Annotated in this window: 13 protein-coding genes; 10 read left to right on the forward strand and 3 right to left on the reverse strand. The window is 70.3% G+C overall.

The window, feature by feature from the left end; genetic code table 11:
• The first annotated feature begins 17 nt into the window (after positions 1–17).
• On the forward strand, positions 18–707 hold the full coding sequence (locus AVAK2825_RS06855) for a PA4824 family protein (RefSeq protein ID WP_284395494.1): 690 nt from the start codon (positions 18–20) through the stop codon (positions 705–707).
• A 60-nt stretch (positions 708–767) separates the two neighbouring features.
• Here AVAK2825_RS06855 and AVAK2825_RS06860 read toward each other — a convergent pair whose 3' ends face one another.
• Entirely contained in the window at positions 768–1,934 is a 1,167-nt protein-coding gene (locus AVAK2825_RS06860; RefSeq protein WP_284395496.1) for a glycerophosphodiester phosphodiesterase, read from the reverse strand.
• Between the two features lie 437 nt (positions 1,935–2,371).
• Between AVAK2825_RS06860 and AVAK2825_RS06865 the strand changes: the two genes are divergently transcribed.
• From AVAK2825_RS06865 to AVAK2825_RS06905, 9 genes are all read left to right on the forward strand, one after another.
• Positions 2,372–3,205 (forward strand): alpha/beta hydrolase, encoded by an 834-nt coding sequence (locus AVAK2825_RS06865; protein WP_284395498.1) that lies wholly within the window; start codon positions 2,372–2,374, stop codon positions 3,203–3,205.
• 73 nt (positions 3,206–3,278) lie between these two features.
• Positions 3,279–4,523, forward strand: a complete 1,245-nt coding sequence (locus AVAK2825_RS06870; RefSeq protein ID WP_284395500.1) for a multidrug effflux MFS transporter — start codon at positions 3,279–3,281, stop codon at positions 4,521–4,523.
• Positions 4,510–5,502, forward strand: a complete 993-nt coding sequence (miaA, locus tag AVAK2825_RS06875) for a tRNA (adenosine(37)-N6)-dimethylallyltransferase MiaA (protein WP_284395502.1) — start codon at positions 4,510–4,512, stop codon at positions 5,500–5,502. Before AVAK2825_RS06870 ends, miaA begins: the two co-directional genes overlap by 14 nt.
• Positions 5,499–6,224, forward strand: coding sequence for an ABC transporter ATP-binding protein (locus AVAK2825_RS06880; RefSeq protein WP_284395504.1), 726 nt, complete (start codon positions 5,499–5,501; stop codon positions 6,222–6,224). Before miaA ends, AVAK2825_RS06880 begins: the two co-directional genes overlap by 4 nt.
• Before the next feature lie 22 nt (positions 6,225–6,246).
• Positions 6,247–8,874 (forward strand): ABC transporter permease, encoded by a 2,628-nt coding sequence (locus AVAK2825_RS06885; protein ID WP_284395506.1) that lies wholly within the window; start codon positions 6,247–6,249, stop codon positions 8,872–8,874.
• 233 nt (positions 8,875–9,107) lie between these two features.
• On the forward strand, positions 9,108–9,815 hold the full coding sequence (locus AVAK2825_RS06890) for an IPTL-CTERM sorting domain-containing protein (protein WP_284395509.1): 708 nt from the start codon (positions 9,108–9,110) through the stop codon (positions 9,813–9,815).
• A gap of 73 nt (positions 9,816–9,888) precedes the next feature.
• Positions 9,889–11,082, forward strand: coding sequence for a collagen-like protein (locus AVAK2825_RS06895; protein ID WP_284395511.1), 1,194 nt, complete (start codon positions 9,889–9,891; stop codon positions 11,080–11,082).
• A gap of 56 nt (positions 11,083–11,138) precedes the next feature.
• Positions 11,139–12,215 (forward strand): tetratricopeptide repeat-containing glycosyltransferase, encoded by a 1,077-nt coding sequence (locus AVAK2825_RS06900; RefSeq protein WP_284395515.1) that lies wholly within the window; start codon positions 11,139–11,141, stop codon positions 12,213–12,215.
• Positions 12,216–12,452: 237 nt separating this feature from the next.
• A complete protein-coding gene (locus AVAK2825_RS06905; protein WP_284395518.1) occupies positions 12,453–13,580 on the forward strand; it encodes a lipocalin-like domain-containing protein in 1,128 nt (375 codons plus the stop codon).
• 69 nt (positions 13,581–13,649) lie between these two features.
• Here AVAK2825_RS06905 and AVAK2825_RS06910 read toward each other — a convergent pair whose 3' ends face one another.
• Together AVAK2825_RS06910 and AVAK2825_RS06915 are read right to left on the reverse strand one after the other, a co-directional pair.
• Complete coding sequence (locus AVAK2825_RS06910) at positions 13,650–14,642, reverse strand: branched-chain amino acid ABC transporter permease (RefSeq protein ID WP_272568006.1); 993 nt, start codon at positions 14,640–14,642, stop codon at positions 13,650–13,652.
• Positions 14,643–14,657: 15 nt separating this feature from the next.
• Positions 14,658–15,542 (reverse strand): branched-chain amino acid ABC transporter permease, encoded by an 885-nt coding sequence (locus AVAK2825_RS06915; protein ID WP_272568004.1) that lies wholly within the window; start codon positions 15,540–15,542, stop codon positions 14,658–14,660.
• Positions 15,543–15,545: the final 3 nt, after the last annotated feature.

Here is a 15,545-nt window from a genome sequence, read left to right on the forward strand (position 1 = left end):
CCATACGGATTCCACCCATGCCACTGCGCCGCCACCACCCCCATCACCTTCGCTCCGCCTGCCAGGGCTATGGCGTGGCGGGCCTGGCGGCCATCGCCGCCGTCACGCTACCGGCCCACGCGGGGCGGCCCCTCTCGGTGGACGACGCCGGCGTGAATGCCCCGGGCGAAGGGCACGTGGAAGTGTGGTGGGAGGGCGTGCACCGCGACCGCGGCGCCTTCTACGTGGCCCCGGCCTATGCCCCGGCGGCGCTGCCGGGCCTGGAACTGGGCGCCCTGCTGGCGCGCGATCTGGACGGCCGCGCCACGGTGCAAAGCGTGGTGGCCAAATGGCAATGGACGCCGCCGCCCGAGCAAGGCTGCCACGCGGCCAGCAGCGTGGGCCTTTGGCACACCCACCGCGAGCCGCGCAGCACGCGGGCCTTCAACCTGCTGGGTACCTGCATCGCCAGCTGGGGGGCCGTGCACGCCAATGCCGGCACGCTGCACACACCCGACCACCGCTGGCTGCCCACCTGGGGTGCCGCGGTCGAATCCACCTGGGGTGCGGTCACGGCGCACATCGAGGCGTTCGGCCAGCGTGGCAGCCCGCCCACGTTCCAGACCGGCGCGCTGTGGGAATGGACACCGGGCTGGCAACTGGACGGGGTCGTCGGGCGCCGGCAGGGCCGAACGCTGCTAAGCATCGGCGTCAAGCACAGCTTCTGACGCGCACCGAAACGGTGGCGAGCCGGCGGCGCTGCCGCCGGCAGGCCGTCGACCGAGGGATCAGTCGTCCCGCGCCGCCTTGGCGTGGTCGGGGAAGTCCGCGAACACGCCGTCCACGCCCAGGCGGTAGAACATGCGGTATTCCGCCTTCGGGTCGCCCTTGAAGTCGGAAGCCAGGCGGCGCGCCTCGCTGCGGAAGGTGTATGGATGCACGAAGAGGCCGGCCGCGTGCGCGTCGGACACGACGGAGGTCGCGGGCATCATCACGCGGTCGCGCTCGTCGATCTTGCCGTCGCCGTTCAGGTCGTCGGGCTGGCCGTCCTTGTTGTCATCCACCAGCTTCGAGGGGATCAGGTATGGCTTCCAGGGGCCGATGCCGTCCGCATAGGTCTTGACCTCCTTCAAGCCCGCGGGCGTCAGCAGGCTGGCGAAGGTGCGCTGGTCGCCGGCCACGGCGAAGTCGTAGGGCTTGTCGTAGGGCGCGGTCAGGTCCATGCTGCCGTCGGCCTTGATGTCGTTGGCATCCACCAGCTGCACCAGGCGCACCTGGGTCTTGGTGCGCAGGTACTTGAGATTGGACACTTCGAACGACTGCAGGATGACGGGGGACGTCGCGGTGGTGTAGCCGTACTGCGAGAGCGTGGTGAGCAGCCGGTCCTCGAGCTTGAGGTTCAGGTTGGCGTGGTAGGTGGGGTGCTTGGTTTCGATGTACACGCCCACGGTGCGGCCCACGCGCGTGCCTTCGGACCGGGCGAGGTCCAGCACTTCGACCAGCGTCGGGATCTGGTACTTGCCGTTGAACGACTGGTCGCGCTCGGCCAGGGGCTGGATGGCGCGCAGGGTCTTGATCTCGGCCAGGGTGAAGTCGGAGGCGAACCAGCCTTCTTCCTGAACGCCATCGACCATTTTCTTGGTCTTGCGGCTGGCGAACTCCGGGCGCTGCGACACGTCGGTGGTGCCGGTTATGTTGGGTTCGTGCCGTGCGATCAGCACACCGTCCTTGGTGGCCACGAGGTCCGGTTCGATGAAGTCCGCGCCCAGCTCGATGCCCTTCTTGTAGCCTTCCAGCGTGTGGTCCGGCAGGTAGCCGGCGGCACCGCGGTGGCCGATCACCAAGGGCTTGGCGCCGTTCAGCGTGGGGAAATCATCGTCGTTGCCGCCACAGGCGGCCAGGGCGGCAGCGGCGGCCAGGGCCAGCGCGGCCCCTTTGAAACCAGACAGGTGCATTGCTCTACCTCATTGATCGTTGAAGTGCGCCACTGTGGAGGCGCCACATGACAGGACGGTGACTCGGGGAACTTTGTCGCCGCAGCGGTATCTCGGCGCCGAACGCACCATTGTTGTGCGTTGTTGCCCCACCTTGCCCCCCGGAGTGCGCATCCTACGGGCCACCCCGTCCAGCCGTCACGGCCTATCGATGCTGCGCTGCAGCGTCAATCAGCGCTTTTCCGGGCTCCGGCCCTGGGCAGCGGTGCCGAAATCAGGCCATCTCTCCAGCACAATCCGGATGTAACAAAGCGCATCGACGGGCGCGTTTCTTGCAAAAGCCGGGGATTTCCCGATTTGCTATTGAAAAGTGAGCAACCAAGGCAATCAAAACGCCGGCATACCCGCTGAAACCCTGCCATAGAACTTTCCCGACACCGCGGCACTCAGTCCTACCCATGAAACGCTGGCCCCTCCTTTCATCCATCGCCCTCGCCATGGCCGTCACGGCAGGTTGCGCCACCCTCGACGCCAAGCAGCGCGAGTGGATCTTCCAGCCCAGCGACCGCGCCTGGGGCGGCGCCCAGTCCACCGACGACATGGAAGACGTCTGGATCGCATTCGACTCGCAAGCCACCGGCAAGGCCGAAAAGCTGCACGGCCTGTGGCTGCCGGCCGCCAAAGCCGATGCGCCCGTGCTGCTGTACCTGCACGGCGCGCGCTGGAACGTGTCGGGATCGGCGGGCCGCATGCGGCGCATGCAGAGCATGGGGTTCTCGGTGCTGGCGGTCGACTACCGCGGCTTCGGGCGCAGCAGCGCGGCCCTGCCGTCGGAGACCACGGCCCTGGAGGACGCCCGCGCCGCGTGGGACTGGCTCGCGCAGCGCGCGCCCGACCAGCCGCGCTACATCTTCGGCCACTCGCTCGGCGGCGCCATCGCCATCGACCTGGCGGCGATGGTGAACGACGAGAAGGGCACCATCGTGGAAGGCACCTTCACCAACATCCCCGAGGTCGTGGCCACGTTCAAATGGGGTTGGCTGCCGGTGTCGGGCCTCATCACGCAGCGCTTCGAGTCGGCGCGCAAGGTCGCGCACATCGGCTCGCCGCTGCTGGTGGTGCACGGCAGCGACGACAGCCTGATCCCGCCCACGCTCGGCCGCAAGTTGTACGACGCCGCCCAGGAGCCCAAGCGCTTCGTGCTGGTGGAAGGCGGCACGCACCACAGCACGAACACGGTGGGCGAGCCGCAGTACCGCGCCGCGCTGGCGGACCTGTTCCAGGTGTACTGATCCGGCCGGCGTACGCGGGCGAAGGCCGCCTGCGCACCCGGTCGGGCGGTGCCCATCTGGTAGGCTCGCCCGCATGTCCGTTCCCCCCTTCGCCGCGACGGGCCAGGAGCCGCCGGCCGTCGCCGTCGCGCCGGGTCTGGCCATCACCGTGCTCGCGCTGCTGCTGAGCCTGCAGCCCGTCACCACCGATCTCTACCTGCCTGCGCTGCCCTCCCTCACGCGCAGCCTGGACGCACCCGTGGCGTCCGCCCAGCTCACGCTCAGCGCGCTGCTGCTGGCCTTCGGGTGCTCGCAGCTCGTCTGGGGGCCGCTGTCGGACCGCTTCGGCCGCCGGCCGGTGCTGCTGGCGGGTCTTTCCATCTACACCCTGGCATCGGTCGCCAGCGTGCTCGCCCCGTCGATGCAATGGCTGATCGGCTGGCGCGTGGCGCAGGGCGCGGCCATGGGCGCGGTGGTGATGTGCGCCCGCGCCATCGTGCGCGACCTCTACACGCCGGCGCTGGGCGCGCGGGCGATGTCGCGGGCCCTCAGCGGGCTGGGCATCGCGGCCAGCCTGTGCGCACCGGTGGGCGGGCTGCTGACGGAGTGGCTGGGCTGGCGCGCGGCGCTCTCGGCCCTCACCGCCTACGGCGTGGCCACGCTGGCCGTGGTCGCCCTGGGCCTGCCCGAGACGCTGGCGCGGCGCAACCCGCACGCCCTGCGGCCGGCCACGCTGGCACGCACCTGGGCCACGGTGCTGCGGCACCGCACGTTCTGGGCCTATTCGCTGCTGACCACGGCCAGCTACGGCGGGCTGTTCACGTTCCTGGCGGCATCGTCGTTCGTCTTCATCGAGGCCCTGGGGCTTTCGCGACCGCAATACGGCGCCGTGCTGCTGTCGACCGCGCTGGCGTACCTGGTGGGCACGGTGCTCTGCCGGCAGCTGCTCGCGCGCCTGGGCGTGCGGCGCACCGTGGCGGTGGCCGGTGCCGTCAGCCTGCTCGGCGGCACGCTGATGGCCGCGGCGGCCTTCGCCGGCTGGCATGCGCCGCTGGCACTGCTGCTGCCGATGTGCGTGTTCATGGTGGCGCATGGCATTCACCAGCCGTGCGGGCAAAGCGGTGCGGTGGGCCCGTTTCCACAGGCGGCCGGCGTGGCCTCGGCCCTGAACGGCTTCATGATGATGCTGGTCGCCTTTGCCGTGGGCCGATGGGTCGGCGCGCGGCTGGACGGCACCGTGTGGCCGCTGGTGTACGGCGTGTGGGCCTGCTCGGCCGCGCTGGCGCTGACCGCCTGGACGCTGGTGCAACGACACGGAGAGCCCCATGCGCCTGCCTGAGACGCTGCCCTGCATCGCGCTGGCCGGCCCCACCGCCTCGGGCAAGACGGCAGGCGCCCTGGCGCTGGCCGCATCGCTGGCACCGCATTGCCCGGTGGAGATCGTGAGCGTCGATTCGGCGCTGGTGTACCGCGGCATGGACATCGGAACGGCCAAGCCGACGCCCGCCGAACTGGCTGCGGTGCCGCACCACCTGATCGACATCCGCGACCCGTTGCATGCCTACAGCGCGGCCGAGTTCGTGGCCGATGCGACCCGCCTCATCGCGCAGATCCGTGCCCGCGGCGCGCTGCCGCTGCTGGTGGGCGGCACCATGCTGTACTTCAAGGCCCTGCTGGACGGCATCGACGACATGCCACCCGCCGATCCCGCCGTGCGCGCCGAACTGGAGGCCCAGGCCGCCGCCATCGGCTGGCCCGGCATGCATGCCGAACTGGCCCGCGTGGACCCGATCACGGCCGCGCGCCTGGCACCGGCAGACAGCCAGCGCATCCAGCGCGCGCTGGAGGTGTGGCGCATCGCAGGGCAGCCGCTGTCGAGCTTTCATACGATTAAAAAAGGAGCAGAAGACGGCGCCAATACGGCGGTGGATGCCCTTTTCTCTCTGGAGCCCGAAGACCGCGCCTGGCTGCACGGGCGCATCGCCCAACGCTTCGACGCCATGCTGGACGCGGGCTTCGTCGATGAAGTGCGCCGGCTCCGGGCGCGCGGCGACCTGCACCCCGACCTGCCCTCCATGCGCTGCGTGGGCTACCGCCAGGCCTGGGAGGTGCTGGATGCCGAGGCGGCCACCGGCGCGCTGGACCTCGCCGGCCTGCGCGAGCGCGGCATGGCCGCCACCCGCCAACTGGCCAAGCGCCAGGTGACCTGGCTGCGCAGCATGCCGGCACGCCACACCATCCCCTGCGATGCCCCCGGCGCCACCGAGCGGCTGGTGCAGGCCGTGCACCGGCGGCTGGCCGACGAGGCCGTGGCATGAGCGCCGCACCGTCCAGCACCGCCGGCTCCGCGAACGCCGTGCTGCGCGTCGAACAACTGGGCAAGCGCTACAGCGAGGCCGACGTGTTCGCGCAGGTGGACCTGGCCGTACACCCCGGCGAGTTCGTGGCCATCGTGGGCGAATCGGGTGTGGGCAAGTCCACGCTGCTCAACTGCCTCGCGGGCCTTGATACCTGGGACACGGGCCGCATCGTGCACGGCGGCACCGACCTGTCCACGCTGGACGACACGCAGCGCGCCCTTTGGCGGCGCGCGCACGTGGGCTTCGTGTTCCAGGCCTTCCATGTGCTGCCGCACCTGGACGTGGCGCAGAACGTGGCGCTGCCGCTCATGCTGCTGGGCCGCACCGATCCGGCACGGGTGGCGCACATGCTGGCCGCCGTGGGACTGGAGGGCCTGGGCGATCGCCTGCCCCAGCAACTGAGCGGCGGGCAACTGCAGCGCGTGGCCATCGCCCGCGCGCTGGTGCACCGCCCGGCCCTGCTGCTGGCCGATGAGCCCACGGGCAACCTCGACCCCGCCACGGCCGCCCGCGTGATGGACCTGCTGCTGGCCCAGACGCGCGAACACGGCGCCGCGCTGGTCCTGGTCACCCATTCGGATGCCGCCGCGGCCCGGGCGGACCGGCGGCTGCGCCTCACGGCCAGTGGCATGGCACCTTCCGCCGGCCAACCCGGTCCGGTTGTGCCGCCCGCGACCTGACCGGCACTGCCCCCCCATTCCCATGCTCCGCCTGCTGCGCACCTTCTCCTGGCAGGAACTGCGCCACCACCCCTGGCGCGCCGCCGCCGCCGTGGCCGCCGTCATGCTCGGCGTGGCGTTGGCCTTCGCGGTGCATGTGATCAATGCATCGGCCCTGTCAGAGTTCGCGCAGGCCGTGCGCAGCATCAACGGCCAGCCCGACCTGGAACTGCGCGCCACGCAGGGCAGCTTGCCCGACGCGCTGTATGGCCCGGTCGCCACGCACCCGCTGGTGGCACGCGCCGGGCCGGTGCTGGAAACGTCCGCCCAGGCCAGCGTGCCTGGAACGGCGGGGGCCGCGGCGGTGGCCTTGCGCGTGCTGGGCGCCGACGCGTTGCTGCTGCCGGCGATGGCCCCCGCCCTGGTGCCCCGGGCCTTCGAAGGCGCCGACCGGCTGGCGCTGCTGGCGCCGGCCACGGTGTTTCTGAACGGCGCGGCCCTGCAGGCACTCGGGCTGCGCGGCGATGCCGTGGTGCCGGCACTGCAGCTGCGCACGGGCCTGCAGGTGCACACGGTTCGCGTGGCGGGCACGGTGGCCGCGGGCGGCGCGCCGCTGGCCGTGATGGACATCGGCGCGGCGCAGGACCTGTTCCAGCGCGGCGGGCAACTGAGCCGCATCGACGTGCAGCTGCGCCCCGGCGCCAGTGCCGACGCCTTCCGCCAGGCGTTGCAGGCCCTGCCCGGCGCATCGGCCGGCGTGGCCGTGCTGCAGCCCGGGGATGCCACCGCGCGCACCAGCAACCTGTCGCGCGCCTACCGCGTCAACCTGACCGTGCTGGCGCTGGTGGCGCTGTTCACCGGGGCCTTCCTCGTGTTCTCGGTGCTGGCCCTGAGCGTGGCGCAACGCGCGCCGCAGTTCGCCCTGCTGGCCGTGCTGGGCGCCACGCCCCGCCAGCGGCTGGCCCTGGTGCTGGCCGAGTCGGCGGCGCTGGGCGCGGCAGGCAGTGCAGCGGGCATCGCGCTGGGCACGGCACTGGCGGCCCTGGCGCTGCGCTGGCTCGGCGGCGATCTGGGCGGCGGCTACTTCGCCGGCGTGCAGCCGGCCCTGCAATGGAGCGCGCCGGCCGCGCTGCTGTATGGCCTGCTGGGCCTGGCCGCAGCGCTCGTGGGCGGCTGGTGGCCGGCCCGCGCGGCCCAGCAGTTGCCGCCCGCGCAGACACTCAAGGGCCTGGGCGCATCACTGGGCGGAACGCAGCGCGGCGGGCTGGCGTTGCTGCTGATGGCGGGCGGCGCGCTGCTGGCCGGCGCGCCGCCCGTCTTCGGCATTCCGCTGGCCGCCTATGCCTCGGTGGGCCTTTTGCTGGTGGGTGGCATCGCCCTGCTGCCGTGGATCGTGGGCGGGCTGCTGCGCGGGCTGGCCCCCCTGGCCGGGCGGCACCTGCTGCCCTTGCTGGCGCTGGAGCGCGCCCGCCGCACGCGTGGCACCGCCGCCGTGGCGGTGGGCGGCGTGGTGGCCAGCCTGAGCCTGGCCGTGGCGCTCACGGTGATGGTGAGCAGCTTTCGCGGATCGGTCGGCCAGTGGCTGGATGCGGTGCTGCCCGCGCCGCTCTACCTGCGCCTGGCCAGCACGTCGGGTGCCAACGCCGGGACGGACGATGCCGCGGCCTTTCCCCCCGGGTTCGACACCGCGGTGGCCCGGCTGCCGGGCGTGGCGCGCGTGCAGGCCCTGCGCACCAGCAGCCTCTTGCTGGACCCCGCCCGCCCCGCCATCGCACTGCTGGCCCGTCCGCTGGACGGCGACCCGGCCCAGGCGCTGCCGCTGGTGGGCACGCCGCTGCCCGTGCCGCCGGGGCGCATCGGCGTATACGTGAGCGAGGCGGTGCTCGACCTGTACGGCGTGCAGCCCGGCATGGACTGGCCGGCGCTTTCGCAGTCTTTTCGGCCGCTGGCGCAAGAAAGCTCCCGGCAGGTTGCTCCGTTTTTCATAGCAGGCGTCTGGCGCGACTACGTGCGCCAGTTCGGCGCGGTGACGCTGGACCGTGCGGACTTCGTGCGCCTGACCGGCGACACGCGCACGAATGACCTGGCGCTGTGGCCGCAACCGGATGCGGACGAGGCGGCGCTGCGCCAGTCGATCGAGCGGCTGGCCAGTGCCTCATCGGACGCAGCGGCAGCGGGCGGCACGGCGATCCCGGCGGAGGGGGCTCTGGAATTCGCCTCGGCGGCGGGCATCCGCGAGCGCTCGCTGCGCATCTTCGACCGCAGCTTTGCCGTCACCTACTGGCTGCAGGCGGTGGCGATCGGCATCGGCCTGTTCGGCGTGGCCGCCAGCTTCAGCGCCCAGGTGCTGGCGCGGCGCAAGGAATTCGGGCTGCTCGCGCACCTGGGCCTGACGCGCCGGCAGGTGCTGGCGGTGGTGGCCGGGGAAGGCGCCGCGTGGACCGCCATCGGCGCCGTCGCGGGCACGGTGCTGGGCCTGGCCGTGTCGGTGGTGCTGGTGCACGTCGTCAACCCCCAGAGCTTTCACTGGACCATGGACCTGCGGGTGCCCTGGCTTCGGTTGCTGGCCCTTTGCGCCGCCGTGCTGGCCACCGGCACGGTGACCGCCTGGATGGCGGGGCGCGCGGCCGGGGGACGGCAGGCGGTGCTGGCCGTGAAGGAAGACTGGTAGGCGGGACTGACCTGCATCAACGAAAGCGTGATCTGCCTTCGCCATGGGCGTTTTCCCGAGTGATGCACCATCGTCACAGGCGTTAAATTTTGTTTGCAAGACAGTATTTATTTAGCGATGATTCGGTGTCGATAGTCAATTAGAAAACCGCAATGCGGACTCTCACGGACATGGCTGACCGGGCAGGAGTGACCCGGTCGTCCAGCCTGTCCGATCAATTCAAGGAATTCGGTATGAAACAAGCACTCGGGCGGCTCCTGGTTGGGTTGACGACCGCTTTGGTCCTGTGCAGCCCCGCTGCCGCGCAATGGGTCTTTCCACCCGGCTCGTCGCTCGACGTTCCCGCGGGAGGCCAGACGGATCTGGGCTGCTCCGCACTCGACATGCAAGGCACGCTGAACCTCAATGGCGGCACGGTGACCGTGGACACCGACGCCACCTTCAGCTCGGGCTCCAACGTCACGGGCAGCAATGGCGTGATCTCGGTGGGCGGCAACCTCATCTCCGGCGGCAACATCAATACCGGCAACAACACCGTGGTGCTGCGCGACGGCTGCGATCCCGGCAACACCAGCCAGATCAGCGGCAACTTCGTGTTCCAGAACCTGACGCTGTCCAGCACCACCGGCCGCACCTTCGTGCTGCCCGCCGGCACCAACATCACCGTGCTGGGCACGCTCACCGTGCAGGGCGCTCCAGGACAGAACGTGCAGCTCGTGTCGTCCAACGGCACGACGGCCGTGGTCAACCTGGGCCCCAACGCCACCGTGGTGCGCAACTTCGCCACGGTGACCGGCACCGTTCAGTTGGGTGCATTGCCCAATCTGGCCGCCATTCCCACCCTCAGCGAGTACGGTCTGATGCTGCTTTCGCTGCTGATCGGCATGGCCATGTTCTGGAAGCGGCGCGACATTGAGGCGCATGCTCGCCGGATCAGCTGACGGGCATCGCCAGCGGATCCAACCGCTGGAAAAAAGACATTCAACACACTGCTAGACAAGAGAGGGTTTCACCATGTCCAAGAGTCGCCCGCACCGCTACTGGGCCGTTCCCGCACTGAGTTCCGTCCTGGCCCTGCATGCCGCCGGTGTGCTGGCCGCGGACATCACCGTCACGCCCCCTGCCGGCGGAGGATTCGTGGTCAAGGGCCAGGGCGGCCAGGAACGCCTGCGCGTGCAAGGCACGGGTGAGGTCTATGTGCCCGGCCTGTCCGCCTCGCCCACCAACGCCAGCCTGACTTGCTACAACGCCGCCACGGGCCAGCTGACGCAATGCGCCCCAGGTGTGGGCACCGGCGCGACGGGCGCCACCGGAGCCACGGGGGCCACCGGCCCCACCGGCGCGACGGGCCCGGTGGGAGCCACCGGGGTGACGGGTGCCACCGGCGCGGGTGCGACAGGCGCCACGGGGGTCACCGGTGCCACTGGCGTCACGGGTGCGACCGGCGTGACGGGAGCCACCGGCGCGACAGGGACGACCGGGGCCACGGGCACGACCGGCGCCACGGGCGTGACGGGGGCGACAGGTCCGACCGGTGTCACGGGCGCCACGGGCGTGACCGGTGCGACGGGCCCCACCGGCACGACGGGGCCGACGGGGCCGACCGGGCCTCAGGGTACTCAAGGCAATCAAGGCGTTCAGGGCATCCAGGGCGTTACGGGGCCGACGGGTGCCACCGGCGCGACTGGAACCACGGGAGCCACCGGTGCCACGGGCGCGACCGGTGCCACGGGCTCTGGAGGAGGCCTGATGTGGAATACCGCAGCCGCCTTGCCCTCCACGTCGGCCGCGACGATCTTCCTGCCCATGGGCGTGAGCGGACTCGGGGGGGGTACTTTTGATTATTCTGCCTGTACCGGCGGGCCGGCCAGTGGATGCCCAATCAATCCGACGGTCTACGCCAATGCCTCATCGCCGGTGTACAAGACCTGCACGACCAAGTCGCTGTATGTGCGCAACTACACCAATCAGTCAGGCACGCCGTTGGCCATGACAGTGACTCTGTTCCGCAGCGGCACGGCCACGGCGCTTGCTTGCACCGTCGCGGCGACTCGGGCCGCAACCTGCACCAGCAGCTCGGCCGTTGTGCTGGACAGCAGCGCGGACACCGTAGCATTGCAGGTCAGCACGACCAATAGTGGTGGATTTCAGACCTCGGCCCCGGCCGCTATCGAAGGCGTGTTGTCTGCCACAGTCTACTGCGAATGAGCCATTGACCCGGTCTGCTGGACTGCAGCGGCGCAGCCACTGACTTGCGCTGCAACATGCGCCCTCGCATCTGCCTGAACATGATCGTGAAGAACGAGGCACCGGTGATCACCCGGTGCCTCGCTTCGGTGCGGCCGTTCATCGACCATTGGGTCATCGTGGACACGGGCTCCACGGACGGTACGCAGGACATCGTTCGCCGCTTCCTGCAGGACCTTCCCGGCACCCTGCACGAGCGCCCTTGGAAGAATTTCGCGCACAACCGCAACGAGGCCCTGGAACTGGCCCGGCCGCACGCCGACTACCTGCTGTTCATCGACGCCGATGAGCAGCTGCGCATGCCGGCGCAGTACCGGTGGCCTGCGCTCGACGCGGACGGCTACCTCTTCCTGTGCGACATGAACGGCTGGGAATACCAGCGCAACAGCATGGTGGCCACGCGCGTGGACTGGCGCTGGGAAGGCGTGCTGCACGAATACCTGGCCGCGCCCGCGCACGGGCCCTGGCAGACGCTGGCGGGCCCGGTCATCGAGGTGGCCCATGACGGCGCGCGCGGGCGCGATCCCGACACCTATCTGCGCGACATCGCGGTGCTGGAGCAGGACCTGCGCGAGCACCCGGACAACACCCGCAATGTGTTCTATCTGGCGCAAAGCTACCGCGATGCGGGCCGCCTGCAGGACAGCCTGGAGTGGTACCGCCGCCGCGCTGGCATGGGCGGCTGGGAAGAGGAATCCTGGTACGCGCTGTTCCAGGTGGCGGTGCTGACCGAGCGCCTGCAGATGCCCGACAGCGCGGTGCGCGACGCCTACCTCGCCGCCTACGGACAGCGGCCCCAGCGCGCCGAACCGCTGTGCGAGCTGGCACGCTACCACCGCCTGCGGTCGGAGTTCGCGCTGGCGCACCTGTATGCCCAGCAGGCCGCGCGCATCCCGAGGCCGGCGGACATCCTGTTCGTGGACGGCGCGGTGTACGCCTGGCGCGCGCTGGACGAACTGGCCGTCAGTTCCTTCTACGCCCCCGGCGCGCAGGACCAGGGCCGGGACGCCTTGCGCCAATTGCTGCGCGATCAGCGCTTTCCGGCGTCGGAAGCCACGCGCATGCAAGCCAATCGCACGTTCTACGGGCTGTGATGAGCCGCTGAGGGACGGTCACAGGCATTGCGGCGCACCCCGCCAGCCACCCACCACGAGACGGTCTGCCGACCTCAGCCACTGCGCCATGGGGCCGGCCCTGTGCAGGCCCCGATCGGTCTGCGCCAAGCGCTTTTTTTCGCGCGGTGACAATGGCTGGATGCGCCTGCCTGCTTTCGTCGTCCGCCTCACCGCCCGCCGCACCCTGCGCGCGCAAGGCCACCCGCCATGCACCCCATGAAACTGCCAGCGCCCCCCGCCCCGCCCGCCGGCTGGACGCGCCGCGCCTGGTTGGCGGCCACGGCCCTGGCCGGCGGCGCGCCCTGGCTGCCCGCCCACGCCCTCGCGCCCCGCACGCTGGTGTTCCCGCAGGACCATGGCAGCCATCCGGCGCTGCGCACCGAGTGGTGGTACATCACCGGCCAGGCGCGCGCGGCGGGGCGGCTGTGGGGGTTTCAGGTGACGTTCTTTCGCTCGCGGGTCGAGGCCGCCCAGCCGCTGCAGTCGGCCTTCGCCGCCAAACAACTGGTGTTCGCGCATGCCGCTCTGACCGACCTGGGCGGCGCCGCGCTGCACCATGACCAGCGCATCGCACGCGCCGGCTTCGGCATCGCCGGAGCCAGCGAAGCCGACACCGACATCCACCTGGGCGACTGGACGCTGGCTCGCACTCCCCGCGGTGCGGGGAGCCGCTATGCGGCCCAGGTTCGCGCGGCCGACTTCGCGCTGGACCTGCAGTTCGACACCACGCAGCCCGTGCTGCTGCAGGGCGCACAGGGCCTGTCGCGCAAAGGGCCGGACGCCACCCAGGCCAGCTACTATTACAGCCAACCCCAAATGGCCGTGACCGGGCACCTGCAGCTCGCGGGCCGGCGCATGGCCTTGGAGGCCGCGGCACCCGGCAGCCTGGACAACCGCGCCTGGCTGGACCACGAATGGAGCGATGCACTGGTGCACCCCGATGCCGTGGGCTGGGACTGGATCGGCATGAACCTGCAGGACGGCAGCGCGCTCACGGCGTTTCGCCTGCGGCGCGGCGACGGTTCGGCGCTTTGGGCCGGCGGCTCGCTGCGCGCGGCCGGGGGCACCACGCAGGTGTTCGGGCCGCAGGCCGTCGCGTTCACCCCGCAGCGCCACTGGACCAGCCCCGCCAGCCAGGCACGCTACCCGGTGCAGTGGCGCGTGGACACGCCGGCCGGATCGTTCGAAGTGCATGCGCTGCTGGACGCGCAGGAGCTGGACAGCCAGGCCTCGACGGGCGCCATCTACTGGGAGGGCCTGAGCGAACTGCGGGACGGGGCCGGCCGCGCGGTGGGGCGCGGCTACCTGGAGATGACCGGCTACGCCCGGCCGTTGCGGCTGTAGCCGCAACAGGCCGATGCGCACCACCTCGGAGTCAGCCGCGCAGCCCGCGCGCTTTACGCCACCTTCGGCTCAGGCCTTGCGCCCGGCGCGCCGCGGCAGGCGCGCGATGATCTCGCCCATGATCCCGCGGCGGAAGGCCAGCACGCATACCACGAAGATGAGGCCAGTGACCATGGTGACCGACTCGCCCAGGGTGTTGAACCAGTCCACGCCCGTGATCGAAGCGACCAGGTGCCCGAACTCGCCGATCTTGTTTTCCAGCAGCACGACCACGGCCGACCCGACCAGCGGGCCCGACAGCGTGCCCAGGCCACCCACCAGCGTCATCAAGATGACCTGGCCCGAGGCCGTCCAATGCACGTCGGACAGCGTGGCGAAGCCCAGCACCAGGGTCTTGAGCGAGCCCGCCAGCCCGGCGAGCGCGGCCGAGATCACGAAGGCCAGCAACTTGAAGCGGTGCGTGTCGTAGCCCAGTGAAATGGCGCGCGGCTCGTTTTCCTTGATGCTCTTGAGCACCTGGCCGAACGGCGAGTGGATGGTGCGCACGATCAGCAGGAAGGCCAGCACCACCACCACCAGTGCCACGTAGTACATGGTGAGGTCGCTGGACAGGTCGATGAGCCCGAACAGCTTGCCGCGCGGCACGCCCTGCAGGCCGTCCTCCCCGCCCGTGAACGGCGCCTGCAGGCAGGCGAAGAACAGCATCTGCGCCAGCGCCAGCGTGATCATCGAGAAATAGATGCCCTGGCGCCGGATGGCCAGCCAGCCGAACAGCAGCCCCAGCAGCGCGCCGCCGGCGGTGCCGGCCAGCAGGCCCAGCTCGGGCGTGAGGCCCCAGACCTTGATGGCGTGGCCGGCCACGTAGGCCGCGCCGCCCAAAAAGGCCGCATGGCCGAACGACAGCAAACCGGTGTAGCCCAGCAGCAGGTTGAATGCCGAGGCGAAAAGCGCGAAGCACATGAGCTTCATCACGAAGACAGGGTAGGCGCCCAGGAAGGGCGCCGCCAGCAGGGCGGCGAGCAGCAAGCCGTAGCCGATGGGGGCGAGTTTTTGGGAGTTCATGCGTGCGGCCCCTGCTTATCTCTCTTTGCCGAACAGGCCGGCGGGGCGGATGAGGAGAACGATCACCATGATGACGAACACCACGGTGGAAGAGGCCTCGGGATAGAACACCTTGGTGAACCCTTCGATCACGCCCAGGCCCAGCCCGGTCAGGATCGAGCCCATGATCGAGCCCATGCCGCCGATCACCACCACGGCGAACACCACGATGATGAGGTTCTGCCCCATGAGCGGCGTGACCTGATAGACCGGTGCGGCCAGCACGCCGGCGAACGCGGCCAGCGCCGCACCGAACGCGTAGGTGAGCGTGATCATCACCGGCACGTTCACGCCGAAGGCCTCCACCAGGCGCGGGTTCTCGGTGCCGGCGCGCAGGTAGGCGCCGAGCTTGGTCTTTTCGATCACGTACCAGGTGCCCACGCACACCACGAGCGAGGCCACCACCACCCAGGCGCGGTAGTTGGGCAGGATCATGAAGCCGAGGTTGGTCGCGCCTTCCAGCAGTTCCGGCGTGTCGTACCCCAGCCCCGAGACGCCGTAGATGGAGCGGAACACCCCCTCGATCAGCAGCGTGAGCCCGAGGGTCAGCAGCAGGCCGTAGAGGTGGTCGAGCTTGTAGATCCAGCGCAGCAGCAGCCGCTCGATCAGCACCCCCAGGATGCCCACCACCACCGGCGCGGCCAGCAGCATCACCCAGTAGTTGATGCCCAGGTAGGTCATGCCCATCCAGGTGAGCATCGCGCCCAGCATGAACAGCGCGCCGTGCGCGAAGTTGATCACGTTGAGCAGGCCGAAGATCACCGCCAGCCCCAGGCTGAGGATGGCGTAGAACGACCCGTTGACCAGCCCCAGCAGAAGCTGGCTCAACAGGCCCGGCAGTGAGACACCGAAGATTTGCATGGG

It is taken from the genome of Acidovorax sp. SUPP2825 (assembly GCF_030158995.1).
In the GTDB taxonomy this organism is placed as follows: Bacteria; Pseudomonadota; Gammaproteobacteria; order Burkholderiales; family Burkholderiaceae_C; genus Paracidovorax.

What these genes read in the sequence shown, in the direction of transcription:
- AVAK2825_RS06855 (WP_284395494.1), top strand. Translation starts at nt 18, where the DNA reads ATGCCACTGCGCCGCCACCACCCCCATCACCTTCGCTCCGCCTGCCAG.
- AVAK2825_RS06860 (WP_284395496.1), bottom strand. Translation starts at nt 1,934, where the DNA reads ATGCACCTGTCTGGTTTCAAAGGGGCCGCGCTGGCCCTGGCCGCCGCT.
- AVAK2825_RS06865 (WP_284395498.1), top strand. Translation starts at nt 2,372, where the DNA reads ATGAAACGCTGGCCCCTCCTTTCATCCATCGCCCTCGCCATGGCCGTC.
- AVAK2825_RS06870 (WP_284395500.1), top strand. Translation starts at nt 3,279, where the DNA reads ATGTCCGTTCCCCCCTTCGCCGCGACGGGCCAGGAGCCGCCGGCCGTC.
- miaA (WP_284395502.1), top strand. Translation starts at nt 4,510, where the DNA reads ATGCGCCTGCCTGAGACGCTGCCCTGCATCGCGCTGGCCGGCCCCACC.
- AVAK2825_RS06880 (WP_284395504.1), top strand. Translation starts at nt 5,499, where the DNA reads ATGAGCGCCGCACCGTCCAGCACCGCCGGCTCCGCGAACGCCGTGCTG.
- AVAK2825_RS06885 (WP_284395506.1), top strand. Translation starts at nt 6,247, where the DNA reads ATGCTCCGCCTGCTGCGCACCTTCTCCTGGCAGGAACTGCGCCACCAC.
- AVAK2825_RS06890 (WP_284395509.1), top strand. Translation starts at nt 9,108, where the DNA reads ATGAAACAAGCACTCGGGCGGCTCCTGGTTGGGTTGACGACCGCTTTG.
- AVAK2825_RS06895 (WP_284395511.1), top strand. Translation starts at nt 9,889, where the DNA reads ATGTCCAAGAGTCGCCCGCACCGCTACTGGGCCGTTCCCGCACTGAGT.
- AVAK2825_RS06900 (WP_284395515.1), top strand. Translation starts at nt 11,139, where the DNA reads ATGCGCCCTCGCATCTGCCTGAACATGATCGTGAAGAACGAGGCACCG.
- AVAK2825_RS06905 (WP_284395518.1), top strand. Translation starts at nt 12,453, where the DNA reads ATGAAACTGCCAGCGCCCCCCGCCCCGCCCGCCGGCTGGACGCGCCGC.
- AVAK2825_RS06910 (WP_272568006.1), bottom strand. Translation starts at nt 14,642, where the DNA reads ATGAACTCCCAAAAACTCGCCCCCATCGGCTACGGCTTGCTGCTCGCC.
- AVAK2825_RS06915 (WP_272568004.1), bottom strand. Translation starts at nt 15,542, where the DNA reads ATGCAAATCTTCGGTGTCTCACTGCCGGGCCTGTTGAGCCAGCTTCTG.